Source organism: Mesorhizobium sp. M1409 (assembly GCF_040317535.1).
Lineage (GTDB): Bacteria > Pseudomonadota > Alphaproteobacteria > Rhizobiales > Rhizobiaceae > Mesorhizobium.
The window spans coordinates 185,829-201,954 of sequence record NZ_JAMYKV010000006.1; the positions used below are offsets into that span (position 1 = coordinate 185,829).

16 protein-coding genes are annotated in these 16,126 nt (G+C 63.8%); 4 read left to right on the forward strand and 12 right to left on the reverse strand.

Going from position 1 to position 16,126, the window contains the following annotated elements; all coding sequences use genetic code 11:
- From NKG99_RS07835 to NKG99_RS07860, 6 genes are all read right to left on the reverse strand, one after another.
- Nucleotides 1–2,106, reverse strand: coding sequence for a TonB-dependent siderophore receptor (locus NKG99_RS07835; RefSeq protein ID WP_352865978.1), 2,106 nt, complete (start codon nucleotides 2,104–2,106; stop codon nucleotides 1–3).
- A gap of 170 nt (nucleotides 2,107–2,276) precedes the next feature.
- Nucleotides 2,277–3,380 (reverse strand): AbrB family transcriptional regulator, encoded by a 1,104-nt coding sequence (locus NKG99_RS07840; RefSeq protein ID WP_352865980.1) that lies wholly within the window; start codon nucleotides 3,378–3,380, stop codon nucleotides 2,277–2,279.
- 208 nt (nucleotides 3,381–3,588) lie between these two features.
- Nucleotides 3,589–3,834: a type II toxin-antitoxin system Phd/YefM family antitoxin gene (locus NKG99_RS07845; RefSeq protein ID WP_352865982.1), complete on the reverse strand. Its 246-nt coding sequence runs from the start codon at nucleotides 3,832–3,834 to the stop codon at nucleotides 3,589–3,591.
- A gap of 38 nt (nucleotides 3,835–3,872) precedes the next feature.
- Complete coding sequence (locus tag NKG99_RS07850) at nucleotides 3,873–4,181, reverse strand: putative quinol monooxygenase (protein WP_352865984.1); 309 nt, start codon at nucleotides 4,179–4,181, stop codon at nucleotides 3,873–3,875.
- 63 nt (nucleotides 4,182–4,244) lie between these two features.
- Complete coding sequence (locus tag NKG99_RS07855) at nucleotides 4,245–5,027, reverse strand: SDR family NAD(P)-dependent oxidoreductase (RefSeq protein ID WP_352865986.1); 783 nt, start codon at nucleotides 5,025–5,027, stop codon at nucleotides 4,245–4,247.
- 62 nt (nucleotides 5,028–5,089) lie between these two features.
- Nucleotides 5,090–5,527, reverse strand: a complete 438-nt coding sequence (locus tag NKG99_RS07860) for a DsrE family protein (protein ID WP_352865987.1) — start codon at nucleotides 5,525–5,527, stop codon at nucleotides 5,090–5,092.
- Between the two features lie 102 nt (nucleotides 5,528–5,629).
- On the opposite strand from NKG99_RS07860, the gene NKG99_RS07865 reads away from it, so the two are divergent.
- From NKG99_RS07865 to NKG99_RS07875, 3 genes are all read left to right on the forward strand, one after another.
- Nucleotides 5,630–6,733, forward strand: a complete 1,104-nt coding sequence (locus tag NKG99_RS07865; protein WP_352865989.1) for a hypothetical protein — start codon at nucleotides 5,630–5,632, stop codon at nucleotides 6,731–6,733.
- Between the two features lie 66 nt (nucleotides 6,734–6,799).
- Nucleotides 6,800–7,045 carry an antitoxin gene (locus tag NKG99_RS07870; protein WP_352866090.1) on the forward strand — a complete coding sequence of 82 codons (246 nt, stop codon included), beginning with the start codon at nucleotides 6,800–6,802 and terminating at the stop codon, nucleotides 7,043–7,045.
- Nucleotides 7,042–7,428, forward strand: a complete 387-nt coding sequence (locus NKG99_RS07875; protein ID WP_352865991.1) for a type II toxin-antitoxin system VapC family toxin — start codon at nucleotides 7,042–7,044, stop codon at nucleotides 7,426–7,428. The genes NKG99_RS07870 and NKG99_RS07875 overlap by 4 nt, the downstream gene beginning before the upstream one ends.
- Nucleotides 7,429–7,434: 6 nt before the next feature.
- Here the strand turns inward: NKG99_RS07875 and NKG99_RS07880 are convergent, their stop codons facing one another.
- Both NKG99_RS07880 and NKG99_RS07885 read right to left on the reverse strand, forming a co-directional pair.
- Entirely contained in the window at nucleotides 7,435–8,382 is a 948-nt protein-coding gene (locus NKG99_RS07880; protein WP_352865993.1) for a cation diffusion facilitator family transporter, read from the reverse strand.
- Between the two features lie 5 nt (nucleotides 8,383–8,387).
- Nucleotides 8,388–10,577, reverse strand: coding sequence for an anthranilate synthase (locus NKG99_RS07885; protein WP_352865995.1), 2,190 nt, complete (start codon nucleotides 10,575–10,577; stop codon nucleotides 8,388–8,390).
- 321 nt (nucleotides 10,578–10,898) lie between these two features.
- Here NKG99_RS07885 and NKG99_RS07890 point away from each other — a divergent pair, with 321 nt between their 5' ends.
- Entirely contained in the window at nucleotides 10,899–11,669 is a 771-nt protein-coding gene (locus NKG99_RS07890) for an isocitrate lyase/PEP mutase family protein (RefSeq protein WP_352865998.1), read from the forward strand.
- Nucleotide 11,670: 1 nt separating this feature from the next.
- On the opposite strand, the gene NKG99_RS07895 is transcribed toward NKG99_RS07890, so the two are convergent.
- The 4 genes from NKG99_RS07895 to NKG99_RS07910 all read right to left on the reverse strand — a co-directional run bounded on the left by NKG99_RS07895 (nucleotide 11,671) and on the right by NKG99_RS07910 (nucleotide 15,952).
- Nucleotides 11,671–12,726, reverse strand: a complete 1,056-nt coding sequence (locus NKG99_RS07895) for a M14 family metallopeptidase (RefSeq protein WP_352866000.1) — start codon at nucleotides 12,724–12,726, stop codon at nucleotides 11,671–11,673.
- Between the two features lie 88 nt (nucleotides 12,727–12,814).
- Entirely contained in the window at nucleotides 12,815–13,993 is a 1,179-nt protein-coding gene (locus NKG99_RS07900; protein WP_352866002.1) for an MFS transporter, read from the reverse strand.
- A 124-nt stretch (nucleotides 13,994–14,117) separates the two neighbouring features.
- Nucleotides 14,118–15,494 (reverse strand): FAD-containing oxidoreductase, encoded by a 1,377-nt coding sequence (locus NKG99_RS07905; protein ID WP_352866005.1) that lies wholly within the window; start codon nucleotides 15,492–15,494, stop codon nucleotides 14,118–14,120.
- Complete coding sequence (locus tag NKG99_RS07910) at nucleotides 15,491–15,952, reverse strand: DUF4126 domain-containing protein (RefSeq protein WP_352866008.1); 462 nt, start codon at nucleotides 15,950–15,952, stop codon at nucleotides 15,491–15,493. Before NKG99_RS07910 ends, NKG99_RS07905 begins: the two co-directional genes overlap by 4 nt.
- Nucleotides 15,953–16,126: the final 174 nt, after the last annotated feature.

Consider the following 16,126-nt stretch of genomic DNA (forward strand, 5'->3'; position numbering starts at 1 on the left):
TCAGAAGCGGTAGCGCAGGCTGGCGAACAGCGAGCGGCCTTCGTCGCGGTAGCAATAGCCGGCGGAGCAGATGGTCTTCTGGCTGTCGAACAGGTTCTTGGCGTTGACCTGCAGCTTGACGCCTTCGAGCTTCGGATTGCGGTAGCCGAAATCATAGGAGAGCGAGGCGTCGACGAAGGCGCGGGCGCTGTTCTTGAACGTGTTGGTGTCGTCGCCATAGCTCGAACCGGCGAAGCGCACGCCCGTGCCGAGCCCCAGCCCTTCCAGCGTGCCGTTCTCGAACTGATAGTGGCCCCACAGCGACAAGATGTGGTTCGGCGTCGCCGATAGCTCCTTGCCATCGGTTCCTTCGGCGCCCTGCTCGATCCTGACGCGAAGATACGTATAGGAAGCGATGAAGCTGAAGCCGTTGTCGAGCGAGGCATTGGCTTCCAGTTCGAGACCGCGCGAATTCAGGTCGAGCTGGCGCTGCTTGTTGATGCCGGTCGAGGCATCGAAGACGACACCGTCCTTCTGGTCGATGTCGAACAGCGCGGCGCTGACGGTCGCATTGTAGTTCGGGATCTCGTATTTGACGCCGATCTCCTTCTGCGTCGCGATGGTCGGGCGGGCGACGCGGCCGACAGGGCTGGCAACGTCGTCATAGACGAAGCCGATGTTGGGTGAGAACGAGGTCGAATAGTTGACATAGGGCGTGATGCCCCATTCGGTCTGGTAGGACAGGCCGAGACGGCCTGAAAAGGCGCTGTCCTTCTGCTTCGACGTGCTGTCGTCGGCCGCTGTGGAGGTGGTGTCGACCCAGTCGTAGCGGCCGCTGGTGAACAGGGTGAAGTCGTTCCACTCCATCTGGTCGTGCAGGTAGACGCCGAGTTGGTTCATCTGCTGTCCGCCGGAGTGGGGAACCGGCATCGCCTTGATGTCATCGACAGAGATATAGGACAGGCCGCTGGCGGCATCATAGTCCGACCAGGCATAGTCGATGCCGCCGACGGCGATGTGCTTGACCGGTCCCGTGTCGAACTCGAACTGCGCCATGTTGTCGACGACGAAGTTCTTCATGGTCTCGGTGTAATGGCCCCAGTAGCGCCTCAAGTCGGCGCCGTCCGGATAGTGGCCGCTGTATTCGATGTCGCTGTCGACGGCGTTGTAGCGCAGGTTCTGGCGCACCGTCAGCAGGTCGTTGAAACGATGCTCGAACTCGTAGCCGATGCGGCCCTGGCTCTGGGCAAAATCGTTCCAGGCCGGATCGCCCTCATAGAGGTTGGACAGCACGCCATAGCCTGAATTGTAGAAGGCCGCCGTGCCGCCGGTGACCGATTTCGAATATTCGCCGAGGATGGTGAGCTTCGTAGCCTCGTCCGGCTTGAAGGTGATCGCCGGGGCCAGGTAGATCTTGTCGTCGGGATAGCCGGACAATTCGGTATTGCTTTTGCGGCCGAGGCTGGTGAAGCGATAGAGGATTGTGCCGTCCTCGTTCACGGGCCCGGAAGCGTCAAGGGCTGCCTGCAATCGGTTGTGCTCGCCGGCAAGCAGTTCGATCTCGCGGAACGGCTCATCCTTGGGGCGCTTTGTGACGACATTGACGATGCCGCCCGGGCCGCTGACACCGTAAAGCGACGATGCCGGGCCCTTCAGGATGGTGACGCCCTCGATGCCGTAGGGCTCGGTCCTGAACCAGGCCGAGGGGCCGTTGTACTGGCGCAGCCCGTCGCGGAACATGCCATTATAGAAGGCCTGGAAGCCGCGCAGGAAAAACGCGTCGTAGCGGGTGTCGAAGCCGAAGCTGTTGGGATTGGCGCTAGCCGTGTAGCCGAGCGTTTCGTTCAGCGTGCGCGGCTTCTGGTCTTCGATCTGCTTCTGCGTAACGACCGAAACGGCCTGCGGAATCCTGGCGAGCGGCGTGTCGGTCTTGGTGCCGATGCGGTCCTTCTTGGCGACGTAGCCATCCTGCTTCAGGATCTCGTTGCTCTGCGCGGTGACCTCGATCTTGCCGAGCATGGTGGCCGTTTCGCCGTCCTGGGCATGCGCGGCGCCGGACTGGCCGAGCATTGCCGCGCCGCCCAACAATGAGATCCCCTGGCGCCATGTCATCGGCCTTGTTCGCATCAACTCGTCTCCACCGTCTCATGCTTGATTGCGTTCCCGCGTTCTCAAATATGAGTATGTGAGTCAAGTATTTTTCTCCGCATCGGCCCAGGCTGTCATGGGCTGTTGCAGAGCGGCACTGCTAACGGATTCGACCGATCGGTTTTGAGTTTCTGGGGCGGCGGCTTTGACTAATGCCTGACGCTTCTCGCCACCAGGCGTGCGACGCTCGGGCCGACCAGCAGCACGATCAGGAATCGTGCCGATTGCAGCGCCATGACGAAGGAGATGTCGACGTTTTGCGCGGCGGCGGCGATGATGGCTATGCTGTCCATGCCGCCGGGGCTGGTTGCCAGATAGGCGGTCAGCGGATCGATGCCGAGCAGATGGCTGATCAAGAAGGCAAGGCCGCCGCAAAAGGCGATCAGCGCCATGATCGAGGCGATGATCTGCGGCAAGGCGCGCGTCGCATGACGCAGGATCGGCCCGGTGAAGTTCAGGCCGATCGACCAGCCGACCATCGCGTAGCTGACGGCCAGCAGCCATTGCGGCAATTGCATCTCCACGCCAAAGCCGAGATGGACGACGGTGCCGAAGATGAAGGTGCCGAGGAAGAAGGGCGAGGGCAGCCTCAGCAGCTTTCCCGCCAGGCCACCGACAACTGCGATGCCGATGGTGGCGGCGAAGGCTTGGACATCGATCGGCGGAAACCAGATGATGGCGGGGATTTCGATGCCCGATGTGTCGACCCACATCTTGGCAACGAGTGCTGCCGTCATCGAGACGAAGATGACGCGCAGATATTGCATGAAGGCGACGAGGCGCTGGTCGGCGCCGAAGGCACCGGCCATCAGCACCATGGCGGTGGCCGCACCCGGCGACGAGCCCCAGACGGCGGTGGTGCCTGGCAGGATGCGCCATCGACTGATCAGCCAGCCGAGCAGGCTGGAGGCCGTGACGGTGGCCACCACGACGCCGAGAAACAGCGGCCATTCCCGGTAGAAGACCGGAAAGATGTCGGCCGAGATCGACACCGCGACCAGGCAGCCGACGATCGCCTGGGCGGCGCCGAACAGAAGGCGCGGCACGCGCACCGTGGCGCCATTGGTGCCGGCGACGATGGCCGCCAGCATCGGCCCGATCAGCACCGCCGCCGGCAGGGCGGCGAGTTCCAGCGCGCCGGCAAACAGCAGGGAGACGATCAGCAGGGCCAGCCATTGCCAGAGCTTGCGCATCCGCGCCGTGCGCTCAAGTGTGGGCAGGTCCGGGGATGGCTGCTCGGCCGAGGAATCCATGTTCCGGTCTTAGACTCGAAGCGGGACGATGCGAACCCCGCTGCACCGAAAAAGGAAGCTGTGATGCGTGGTCTCTCAGTTAGCGAGAGCTATGCTGGTCAAATCTTCCGGGTAGGACCGGGGTCGCGGACGACCATAGTCCGTCCTCAGCAAAAGGACGTCTTCCACGATTGCCCGAGCGACAGCAACTGGGTGTCGAGTGATAGTTTCACGCGTTGGTGCCGAACAGTTGCTCGACCTCTCCGTCGCCCATGCGATCGAAATCGTCGGGGACGGAAAGCTGGCCGGCCATAAAACCGATCCGTCGTGCCTGCGCCGATGCAGGCTGGTCGATCGGCACGACTTTGACCAATGGTTTGCCCGCCTTGGCGATGATGAACGGCTCACCTTTGGCGGCCTGGTCAACGAGACGTGAAAGATTGGCCTTTGCATTGTGAATGTTCACGGTCTGCATCGCAGTTGGCTCCGTTGGCATGGCGCCGTCTGTCCTGGTCAGCCAGTCTTGCCGTCGGCCAGGCCGAAGCCGCCGACGGGGTGGGTTTCGACCTGGAATTCGAAGCCGGCGATGAACGGCCGCGCCTTGGCGATCGTCGCCTGGACTTCCGGAAGCTGCAGCGACGTCTTGTGGCTTTCGGCGTCGATCCACACTTCGGTCACCCAGATCGCATCGGCATCCGCGGGGTCGCGGGCGATAATGTAGCTCAGGCAACCCGGCAGGGCGCCGGTGCTGGCGCGCAGAAGGTCGATGACCGCGTCACGCTGGCCGCGCGCCGCCCGCATCTTGCCGATCAGTCCGTACATTCCGTTGTCTCCCTTTGAGGTTTTCGACAAGAACATGCAGATCGCCAGTATGCAGATAGCCGCTCAAGGCATCAACTGGCCGCCATTCACCTCGATCACCTGGCCGGTGATGTAGCCGCTCAAAAGATCGGAAGAGAGGAACAGATAGGCGCCGACGCAGTCCTGCGCCGTGCCCGCACGCCCCTGCGGAATCGTGGCGATCATGCCTTTCATCTGCTCGTCGGTCGAATAGCGCTCGTGGAAAGGGGTGAGAATGGTGCCGGGCGCCACCGCGTTGACGCGGATGCCGAAGCCGATCAGCTCCTTGGCCATGCCGCGCGTCACATTGGAGACGAAGGCCTTGGCCGAGCCGTAAAGCCCGGCGCCGCCGCCGGCACCATTGCGCGCGGCGATCGACGAGGTGTTGACGATGAAGCCGCCCTGTTTCTTCAGCCATGGGATCGCCTTGCGCGAGGCGGTCAGCACCGAGCGCGCGTTGAGATCCATCACCGCGTCGTAATGCGCTTCGGTCTGCTCGGCATAGGGCACGCGGCCAAGCATGCCGCCGGCATTGTTGACCAGCCCGTCGAGGCGGCCGAAATACCGCGCGCTGTCCTCGACGACGCGTTCGACATCGGCGGCAACGGAGAAATCGCCCTGGACGAGAAACACCTCGCCGCCCTTGTCGGCGATCGCCAAGCCGACCTTTTCGGCGGCGTCGCGGCTCGAGTTATAATGCAGCGCCACCTTGCATTTCTGCGCGGCATAAGCCAGCGCGAGCGCCGCGCCGATGCCGGTCGACGCACCGGTAACCAGCACCGCCTTGCCGGCAAGATCGGGTATGCTGAGTGTGGTTGTGGCTGGCACGGTTCTTCCTCCGGGATGTCGGCCCGTCCTTCGTAGGCCCTTGCCGCCCCGGTGTTCAAGCCTCACGGGCGCAGATAGGCGTAGCCCTGGCCTTGCAGTTCGGCGAGTTTGACGACGCCGCCCTTGTCGGCGGCATGGAAACCGGCGAGCAGGTCGGCGAGCGTAATATCCATGCCTTGCATGGTGTTGGCGCAGGCATGGGATTCCAGCCCCTGCCGCACCAGACCGGCGAAGCGCCCGGAAATCGCTGCCGATATGCCTTTCGACTTGAAGGCCGCCAAGGCAGGACCGTGCACGACCAGCACGATGTCGACATCGCCGCCGGTACCATCATAGTGGTTCTTGATGTTGCCGAGCACGAAGTTGACCTTTTCGACGTCGCTCAAGTGATAGGCGACCTTCTGCCTGGCAGGCTCGATGGTGGCTGCCTGCCCCGCCCCCAAGCCAAGAAGCGTTCCGGTTCCGGCAAGAACCGCGCGGAACATTTCGCGCCGGCGCATGGCATCCTCCTCGGCTTGGCGGCCCACCGCGAATTGCGTGGCCGCGGCCACAATACTAGCATAAATTGACGTTGCGTCCTGTCGATGCGGAGGAGAGATCACATGGCGTTCGGGGTGGGGGAATGGAAGACAATTGCCGGCGCCGGGTTTGGTGCGGCGCTGCTTGCCACGCTTGCCGGCTCGGCCTTCGCCGATGATGCGCTCAAGCTCGCCGAACTCAGTCCCGACGGCACTGACGCCTGTTTCGGCCGCGTCTATGACGCGGCGCACCTCAAGGCGCATCCGAAGCAGAAGGTGGGGCGGATCTTCTTCCTCTATGGTCATGATCCGGTGAGCCGTCCCAATGAGCAGCCCGCCGCAAGCTCCGACTCGTCCTATAACGGCTTCATCGCCACCACCGTGCGCGGCGCCAAGGCGCCGGAATGGGCCGGCGGCTGGTGCAATCACGAGTCCGAGGATGACACGTCCGGCCCGATCCGTTGCGGCATGGACTGCGACCGCACCATGGCCTCGCTGAAGCTCGACGAGAATGGCCGCCTGATTGTCACCGGTGTGTCCCCCGATCTTTATCTCGATGCGGGATCGGAAGACGAACTTGGCGAGGCTGAGTATGACAGGCAGGCGCTCGGCTCGGAGGACGACAATTTCCGCCTCGACCCGATGCCGGCCGCGACCTGCAAGGCGGAGTTCGCGCGCATCGATCCGATCGACCCGGCACTCGGTCCGCCGCTGCGCGAGCGGCTGAAGCCGGACCAGGCGTTCTGCTATGGCCGCGACTATGACGGATCGCACCTTGCCTCGCATCCCGACCAGCTGACGCAGTCGATCCGGGTTTTCCGCGGATCGGTCGAACTGGCGTCCTTTGCCTCGGGCGGCGACGCCGCCAACTGGCCAGACGGTGCCGATATTGCCGTTGCCGTCACCACACGGCGTAAATCGGCTGAGGTGACGCAGACCTATTCCTGCCAGGGCGAGGCCGACCAGTGGCGCTGCGCGGCGAGCTCGAAGATGAGCGATTTCTCCTGCGACATCGCGCGGAAAGAGATTTTCCTCAAGCGCGGCGCCGACGGCACGATGATGCTGGCCAATCCCAACAGCGCTCTCGCGATCGTCGACCTGTGTTCGAAGGCCGCCGACGGCAAGACCAAATCCGACGACAAGGTCTATCGGCTGCAGCCGATGCCGCAATCGGCCTGCGCGCCATGAGCCCGGACTTGTCTACATCGCCATGAAGGAATATATCTTTGCTATATCTCATCTGAGGATAGCATGATGGAAAAAGCAAAAGTGTTCTGGTCGGGGAGGTCACAAGCTGTACGCCTGCCCAAGGAATTCCGTTTCGAAACAGACGAGGTTTCGATCCGCCGTCACGGACAGACCGTTATCCTGGAACCGGTTGCGCAGGATTGGGCGTGGCTCGACCAAGTGATCGGACCACTTGATAACGATTTCGCCGAGGCAGCACTGGAACGTCAGGACGGCCAGGATAGACCCGCCTTGGATGACGTCTTCAAGTGATCTACCTGCTCGACACCAATGCCGTTATTGCGGTCATCAAGGGCGATGATGGTCTGCTGACACTACTCAAACAGCGCACGCCGCAGGATTTTGCCCTCTCGGCGATAGTGGTACACGAATTGTACTATGGTGCTGAAAAGAGCCAGCGAAGGCCCGAAAATTTGGCACGCATCGAAGCTCTGCAGTTCCCCGTCCTCGAATTTGACCGGGAAGACGCGAGACATGCCGGCGAGATTCGGGCAACGCTTGCGACGTTGGGAACTCCAATCGGTCCCTACGATGCGTTGATCGGCGGGCAGGCGCGCGCTCGGAACCTTACGCTGATGACCCGTAATGTCCGGGAATTCGAGCGGATCAAAAATCTTTCAATCGAGACCTGGTGAACCGCCTCAAGCGAACGGCACGGCCGTCGTGCCCTTCGGCAGCTTGGCCTCGTCGTCGGGCTCGACATGGATGGTGACGCGCACCGAGGGGATCTCGGCCTTCAGGGCGTCCTCGATGCGGTCGCAGATGACATGGCTGGCGCCGACCGACATGTCGGCATCGACGACCAGATGGAACTCGATGAAGGTGGCGCGGCCGGCGATGCGTGTCTTGAGGTCATGCACCTCGAGCGCGCCCTTGCAGTTGGCCGAGATGACGTCGCGGATGCGCATGTGCTCCTGCGTGTCGACGGCGCGGTCCATCAGGCCGTTCATCGACGAGCCGATGACATGCCAGCCCTGCCACAGGATGTTCAGCGCCACGAGGACGGCAAGCGCCGGATCGAGGATCTGCCAGCCGGTCAGGATCGCTCCGACGAGACCGCCGAAGACGCCGATCGAGGTCACCACGTCGGTCATGATGTGGTTGCCGTCGGCGACCAGCGCCGGTGACTTCTCGGCCCTGCCGGCACGGATCAGCGTCCAGGCCCAGAAAGCATTGATCACTGTGGCGACGCCGTTGACGGCAAGACCTTCCCAGGGCTGTTCGAGTGGCGCGGGACTCTGCCAGGACCGCCAGACCTCGTTGAGGATCAAAAGCGCGGCGAGCACGATCAGCACGCCCTCAAGCACCGCCGAGAAATACTCCGCCTTGTGATGGCCGAAGGGGTGATCCTGGTCGGCCGGCTTGTAGCTGACCTGGATCGCCCAGAAGGCGGCGACCGAGGCGATGACGTTGACGATCGATTCCAGCGCGTCCGAATAGAGCGCGACGGAGCCGGTGACGTACCAGGCGACGAGCTTCAGACCTAGCACGATTGCCGCAATGATGATCGACCAGAAGGCAAGGTTGGCGACCTTGCGCTTCGCGGCCGCCTTGGCCGCGATCGCCATTGTGTTCTCGGCTTCGGCCATGATTGTCAGGCGGCCTTTTCCTTGGCCTTGCGCGGCAGGTGGGCGACGATGTTCTCGATGATGCGCATGCCGGCATTGTGGCCGAGCGTCATGATCGATTCCGGGTGGAACTGCACCGCGGCGATCGGCTCCTTGCGGTGCTCGAAGGCCATGATGACGCCGTCCTCGGTCTCGGCCGTGACGATGAAGTCATCGGGCAACCGCACCGGGTCGGCAAAGATCGAGTGGTAGCGGCCGACGGTGACCTCCTTGGGCAGGCCGGAGAAGATGATGCCCGGCTTCGAGACGCGGATGCGCGACGGCTTGCCGTGCATCGGCACATGCAACTGCCTGAGCTCGCCGCCGTAGGCTTCGGCCAACGCCTGCAGGCCAAGGCAGACGCCGAAGATCGGCAGGTCGCGGGCGCGCGCTCGTCTGATGGTCGCGGCGCAATCGAAGTCCTTCGGCGTGCCGGGGCCGGGCGACAGCACGACGAGGTCGGGCTTCAGCCGGTCGAACACTTCCTCCGGCACCGGCGTGCGCACGGTCGAGACATTGGCTCCGGTCTGGCGGAAATAATTGGCCAGCGTGTGGACGAACGAATCCTCGTGGTCGACGAGCAGGATGTTGACGCCGTCGCCGACGCGCGCGGTGGTGCGCTCGGTACTGGCGGAATTGCCTGTCTTGGCGTCGCGGATGGCGGAGAGCATGGCGGATGCCTTCAGTTCGGTTTCGGCTTCTTCTTCCTCAGGAATGCTGTCGAAGAGCAATGTGGCGCCGGCGCGCACTTCGGCAATGCCGTCCTTGATGCGGATGGTGCGCAGGGTGAGGCCGGTGTTCATGTCGCCGTTGAAGTTGACCATGCCGATCGCGCCGCCATACCAGGCGCGCGGGCTCTTCTCGTTCTGTTCGATGAAGCGCATGGCCCACAGTTTCGGAGCGCCGGTAACGGTAACCGCCCAGGCATGAGACAGGAAGGCGTCGAAGGCATCCATGCCTTCGCGCAGCCGGCCTTCGATGTGGTCGACGGTGTGGATCAGGCGCGAATACATCTCGATCTGGCGGCGGCCGATGACGCGCACCGAACCCGGCTCGCAGACCCGCGACTTGTCGTTGCGATCGACGTCCGAGCACATGGTCAGCTCGGATTCGTCCTTCTTGGAGTTGAGCAGTTTCAGGATCTGCTCGGAGTCCGAAATGGCGTCGTCGCCGCGCTTGATGGTGCCCGAGATCGGGCAGGTCTCGACGCGGCGGCCGTTGACGCGCACGAACATTTCGGGCGAGGCGCCGATCAGATATTCGCCTTCGCCCAGATTGATGAAGAAGGAATAGGGCGAGGGGTTGATCGACTTCAGCTTGCGCGAAATCTCGGATGGCTGCGTCTCGCAGCGCTCATAGAACATCTGGCCGGGGACGACCTCGAACAGGTCGCCGCGCTTGAACGAATCCATCGCCTTGCGTACCAGATTGGCGTATTCGCCAGGTTCATGGTCGCCGCGCGGCGGGATGCGGTCAGGGCTCTTGAACGGCTCGGCGATTTCGTCGCGCGGCAACCCTTCCGTCGAAAACCCGTCGCCGGCATAGTCGTAGCGGTCGGTCCAGGCCTTGGCCGAATAATGGTCGACGACGAGGATCTCGTCGGGCAGGAACAGCACCAGGTCGCGCTGGCTTTGCTTGCGCTCGAGCTTGTAGTCGACCGGGTCGAACTGGAAGGCGAGGTCGTAGCCGAAGGCGCCATAGAGACCGAGATTGGCGTCTTCCTCGGTCTTGAACAGCGCGGTGATGGCGCGCAGGACAGTAAACACCGAAGGAACGCGGCTGCGCTCCTCCTCGGTGAACACACGGCCGGGTTTGGCGACGTCGAGGCGGATGAGCTTATTCGATGTCTCGGCGATTGTGACGTCGGCGAGGCCGCCCAGCGCCTTGCCGATGACCGGCAACAGCGCCTCGCCGCGGCGGTTCAGCGCCTCGATGCGCATGGCGCGGCCACGTGCCGAGATGACCAGCGGCGGGTCGATGATGGCGGTGTCCCAGCGCGTGTAGCGGCCGGGATATTCATAGTTCGAGGAAAACACGGCGCCCCGGCGCGAATTCAGGCCGTCGACGTAAGCGTCGATCGCGCCCGCATAGGGCCGGTCGTGGCGCTCGCGAGTGATGGTCACGCCACCCGCGGTCACGAAACTTTCCGCCCCGTTATCCAGAACCTTCATCGTCATTGCCGTCTCCATCAGCTTCTTTGGGGCAACGGACCCGGGAATGGCTTGGAAAAAACAAATGGCCGCCCGGACTTTCCGTTGCGGCCACCCTCTCTTTTCGCGCACGCGCGTTCGAACAGGCCGCTGTCAGCAGGCCCACCACCAAATGGTCTTGGTCGAACGCATATTCATGGCGAAATCCATAGCTGCGAAAGGGAGGATACGCAACTGGTTTGAAAAGCCTGTCCGGTGGCCGCCGCTTCTGCATCTCATGGCACATCGCCAGAGCCGACAGTGCGGCCTAGATTGTTTATGCAACAGCAGGAACATGGGAAAATACCAATGACCGAGCAGATCGAGCGCGCGCGCACGTTCCATTCCCTCCACGTCAAGGGAAACCCAATCGTCCTCTACAATGCATGGGATCCCGGCTCGGCCAAGATCGTCGAGAAAGCAGGAGCCAAGGCCATCGCCACCGGAAGCTGGCCGGTGGCGGCCGCCTTCGGATATGCCGATGGCGAGAAGATCCCGCTGGAGCTGGCGATCGACAACATCAGACGCATCGTCGGGTCGGTCGACCTGCCGGTGACGATGGACCTCGAGGGCGGCTACGGCGTCGCCCCGGACATCGTCGCCCGCACGGTGACGCTTGCCTTGCAGGCCGGGGCCATCGGCTTCAATTTCGAGGATCAGATCGTCGGCGGCACCGGCCTGCATGACATCACCGTGCAGGTGAAACGCATCGAGGCCGCGGCGGCCGCCGTCAGGCAATCGGGTATACCGGCTTTCCTCAACGCCCGGACCGACATCTTTCTCAAGGCGAAGCCGGATGCGCATGACAAGGCGCTGTTCGATCAGGCGATCGAACGGGCGCGGGCCTATGAAGAGGCCGGAGCGAACGGCTTTTTCGCGCCGGGCCTTGGCGATGAGGGCCTTATCGAGGCGCTCTGCAAGGCAACCGCGTTGCCGGTCAACATCATCGCGCTGGCGCATGTGCCGCCGCGCCAGCGGCTGGCCGAACTCGGCGTCGCCCGCATCAGCCACGGACCGGTGCCCTACCGGCAGATGGCGGAATGGCTGGAGGCGAAGGCGCGGCGGGCCATTTCTGGCTAGATCAATCTTCCAGCGTGCCCGACCTGGCGTCCGCGCTCTTCCTGTCGCCGACCAGCTTCAGCAGATCCTCGCCGGCGCGGATGATGCGGCGCGAGCGGCGGGTCAGGATGACGCCGCCCTGCGGCGCGAAGACTTCGGTGCGGCCATCGGCTTCGCCCGGCGCATGGACGATGGTGGCCAGCCTTGCGCCCTTGGCGACGCGGTCGCCGGGCTTCACGTCGTAGAGCACCGCGCCTGCCCGGGGTGCGGGCATCATGTCGATGTTCTCCAGGGGCGCGACGGTGCCGGTGAAGGGACCGGGCGCGGACAGGGTGCTATCGGCGATCACGCCGCGCCCCACCAGCAGGCGGTAGAGCCCTTCGGCGTCGGCGGCGGCCAGGGCACCGTCGACATCGAGGATGCCGCGATATTCGACCGTGGTGGCGACGCGGCGGTCGAGCCTTGCCACTTCGGCGGGAACGTTCTGGTAGGGCATGATCGCGGCGCTCTCGAAGGTACCATCGGTGTCCTCGCTCCACAGCACGACCGCATCGACGCCCATGGCGGCGGCACAATCGGCCATGGCCGGCCACAGGCTGGTGTGGACGTAGAGATAGGCGAGGCCCTCGTCGTCGCAATGCAGGTCGAGCACGATGTCATGGCCAAGCGACAGCTGCACCAGCCGGCTCTTCAGCCGCTGGTCGACCGTGCCAAGTGCGGTGTCGTGCAAGAGGGCTGTGTCGGGCGCGGCCAGCAGCGGAAAGCCGCGGTTGAAATTGGTGCGGGTGCCCAGATGGAAGCGGCCCTGATGTTCGCCGAAATGATATTGCGCCCGGCCGACCGGGTTGGCCCAGGGCACGATGGTGAGGTTGCCCTTGATGCGGCCTTCGGCTTCGGCCTTGTTGAGCATCGGCATCAGCGCGTCGATGGCGACGACGCCCGGCAATTCGCCGGCATGGAGCGCTGCCTGCAGATAGGCGGATGGGGCGGCCTTGTCCGCACCCGCAAAGCGGAACAGCGGGAATTCGTAGGAAACACCTTCGCTTTCGCCGGCGATGCGCTCGATCGATTTCTGCATGACGTCCTCCATCAAGAGCGACAAGACATGCCCATTTGAAGGTGCCGATGTCGATTGGTCCAGACTGCCGCGCTATGGGCGCAAGCGGCTACTCCGCGGGAGCCTGGAGAGGGATGACGGGCGCGGGGCGATCCAGCGCCTGCGACAGCACAGCGACGGTGACCGCCAGCAGGGCAAGTGCCGCGCCGACCAGCGGCAAATTGGCATAGGAGACACCGGTGGAAAGGGCCACGCCGCCGATCCAGGCGCCGCTGGCATTACCGACATTGAAGGCGCCCTGGTTCAGCGTGGCGGCCAGGTTCGGCCCCTCGGAGGCCGCCTCGACGACGCGGATCTGCAGCGGCGGCACGACGACGAAGATGAGCAGACCCCAAAGGAAGACGATGCCGATGGCAACGCTGGCTATGGCGCCGAACTGCATGAAGCCGACAAACAGCAACGCCAGCAACAGCAGGGTGCCGATGACCGTCGGCATCAGTTTCCAGTCGGCCAGCCTGCCGCCGATGATGTTGCCGATGGTCATGCCGGCTCCGAACAGCAGCAGCACCCAGGTGACCGCGGAGGTGGACAGGCCGGATACGTCGGTCAAATAGGGTTTGATGTAGGTGAAGACGGCAAACAGGCTGGCCGAGGCCAGGGCGGCGATCAGCATCGCCAGCCAGACCTGCAGTTTGCCCAGCACGCGCAATTCGCCACGCAGGCCGCCGCCGCTCGGTTCAGTGACATCGGATGGCACCAGCCAGGCGATCGCCGCGACCGAGATCAGGCCGATGCCGACCACGGCCAGGAAGGTGGCGCGCCAGCCGAGGGCTTCGCCAAGCGCGGTGCCAGCCGGAACGCCAAGGATGTTGGCCAGCGTCAGTCCGGCGAACATGAGCGCGATGGCGCTGGCGCGCTTGTTGCGCGGCACCAGGCTGGCGGCAACGACCGAGCCGATGCCGAAGAAGGCGCCATGGCCGAAGGCAGTGAAGACGCGCGCGGCCATAAGCGTCCAGTAATTGGGCGAGATGGCGCAAAACAAATTGCCGACGACGAACAGCACGGCGAGGCCAACCAGCACCGGCTTGCGCGGCAAATGCGCGGTGGCCATGGCGACAATCGGGGCGCCGAAGACGACGCCTAACGCATAGCCGGTGACCAGCAGGCCCGCGGAAGGGATGGACACGCCGAGATCGGCGGCGACCTCCGGCAGCAGGCCCATGATGACGAATTCGGTGGTGCCGATGCAGAAGGACGCAATAGCAAGCGCAAGGATCGGCAAGGGCATGGGGCGTCCAGACTGAATCGGTTCAAAATTGAGACTGCGCGAAGGACGCCACCGTTCGCAAGCTGCATTGCTGCATTGCAGCAATGCAGAAAAGAAAGGGCTTTGAAATAGGTCGCCGCTGCTCTCAAACCAGCGGCTTCAGCTCCTGGGCAATGGTCGGCAGCAATTCCGAGACATTGGGATGGATGTGCACGGCGCGCGCGAGCGTGTCGACGGGCGCTTTGGCGTACATCAGGTCGAGCACGCAATGCACCGCCTCGTCGCCACCGGGGCCGAGCACCGAGCAGCCGAGGATCTGCCTGGTGTCGGCATCGACCAGGATCTTCATGAAGCCTTGCGTCTCGCCCTTTTCGATGGCGCGGCCGACGCGGGTCATCGGCCGCTGGCCGACGAGTGCGCGACGGCCGGATTTCCTCACCGCAGCCTCGGTCATGCCGCAGCGGCCGAGCGGCGGGTCGATGTAGAGCGCATAGGCTTCGATGCGATCGCTGACCTTACGCGGATCGTTGTCGAGCAGGTTGGCGGCGACAATCTCGTAGTCGTTGTAGGAGGTGTGGGTGAAGGCGCCCTTGCCGTTGCAGTCGCCCATCGCCCAGATGCCGGGCACGCTGGTGCGCAGCTGGTCGTCGACAATGACGAAGCCGCGCCGGTCGACCTCGACGCCGGCCTTTTCCAGGCCGAGGTCGTCGGTGTTGGGCGTCCGCCCCAGGGCCAGCAGCAAATGCGAGCCGACCGCCGGCGGTTTGCCGGCCGAGAAGGTCACGGCAATATCCCCGCCCTGTTTGGCGAAGCTGATGTCGTCGGCACCGACATGGACTGTGATGCCTTCGTTTTCGAGGATCGACAGGATGGCGGCCGAGACGTCCTCGTCCTCGCGGCCGGTCAGGCGGAGGCTCTTCTCGATGACGGTGACTTCCGAGCCGAAGCGGCGGAACATTTGCGCGAATTCGAGCGAGACATAGCTGCCGCCGACGACGATGAGATGGCGCGGCAGCACGTCGAGCTCCATCATCGAGGAATTGGTCAAATAGTCGATGTCGTGGATGCCGGGCAGGTCGGGCACCGTTGCTCGGCCACCGGTGTTGAGAAAGATTTTCTCGGCGGTCAGAAGCTCGTCGCCGACGCGGACCGTGTTGGCGGATTCGAACCGAGCATGGCCACGGTAGAGCGTGCATTTGTCCATGCCTGCGATCCAGGTCTCCAGATTGGTGCGGGCGTCGATCGTCACCTTGTCCTTGCGCGCCTTGATCCTGGCATAGTCGATGCCGACCGGGCCGCCGAGCGTGACGCCATAGTCGGCCGCACGCCGCGCCAAGTGCGCGGCATAGGCGCTGGCGACCATGGTCTTGGTCGGCATGCAGCCGGTGTTGACGCAAGTGCCGCCAACCAGCTTGCGTTCGATCAGCGCCACGCTCATGCCTGCCGCATTCAGCCGGCCGGCCAGCGAAGGGCCGGCCTGTCCGGCGCCGATGACGATGGCGTCGAAGGTTTTCGTTGTCATGCCACCGCCGCTACGATCAGCAAGCCGCCGAGGATCGCCACCGCGTCCTCGATGAAGGCGGCGGGCCGATCCTTGCCGAAGGCTGCCGCCAGCCGTCCGCGTGCTTCGGCGCCGCCCAGCGTGCCGATGACAGCGCCGATGGCGCCGGCGATCAGGCCGCCGATGGTGGCGCCGCCTGTCGCGCCGATCACCGCGCCAGCGAAGGCACCCAAAATGATGCGGGCGCCGAATTGCTGCGGCACTTTCCGGCTTGGCGTAGACGGCAATTGGTCGGTGACCAGCTCGACGATGGCCAGTATGGTGAAGATGCCGACGGCTGCCCAATGGCTCATGAAGCTCGCCCAGGTGCCAGCAACCGACAGCCAGCCGAGCCAAGCGCCCCAGGCAACCGCGGCCGGCGCGGTCATGGCGCGAAGACCGGCAATGATACCGATCAGAAGTGCGAGAATGTAAAGCATCGTCGATCCCCCTCGATCGCCGGGCCAGGACAGTCCGGCAAGAGCAGGCTAGCATAGGTCCGGCATTTGACCAGCGCATGACTGCGAAAAATCCGAATGGATTTGCGCTGGTGCTGCCGGGGCGCTGGCACTTCCCCGTTCACTGCAATTGTGCTTTGGCAGTGGCGTCACATG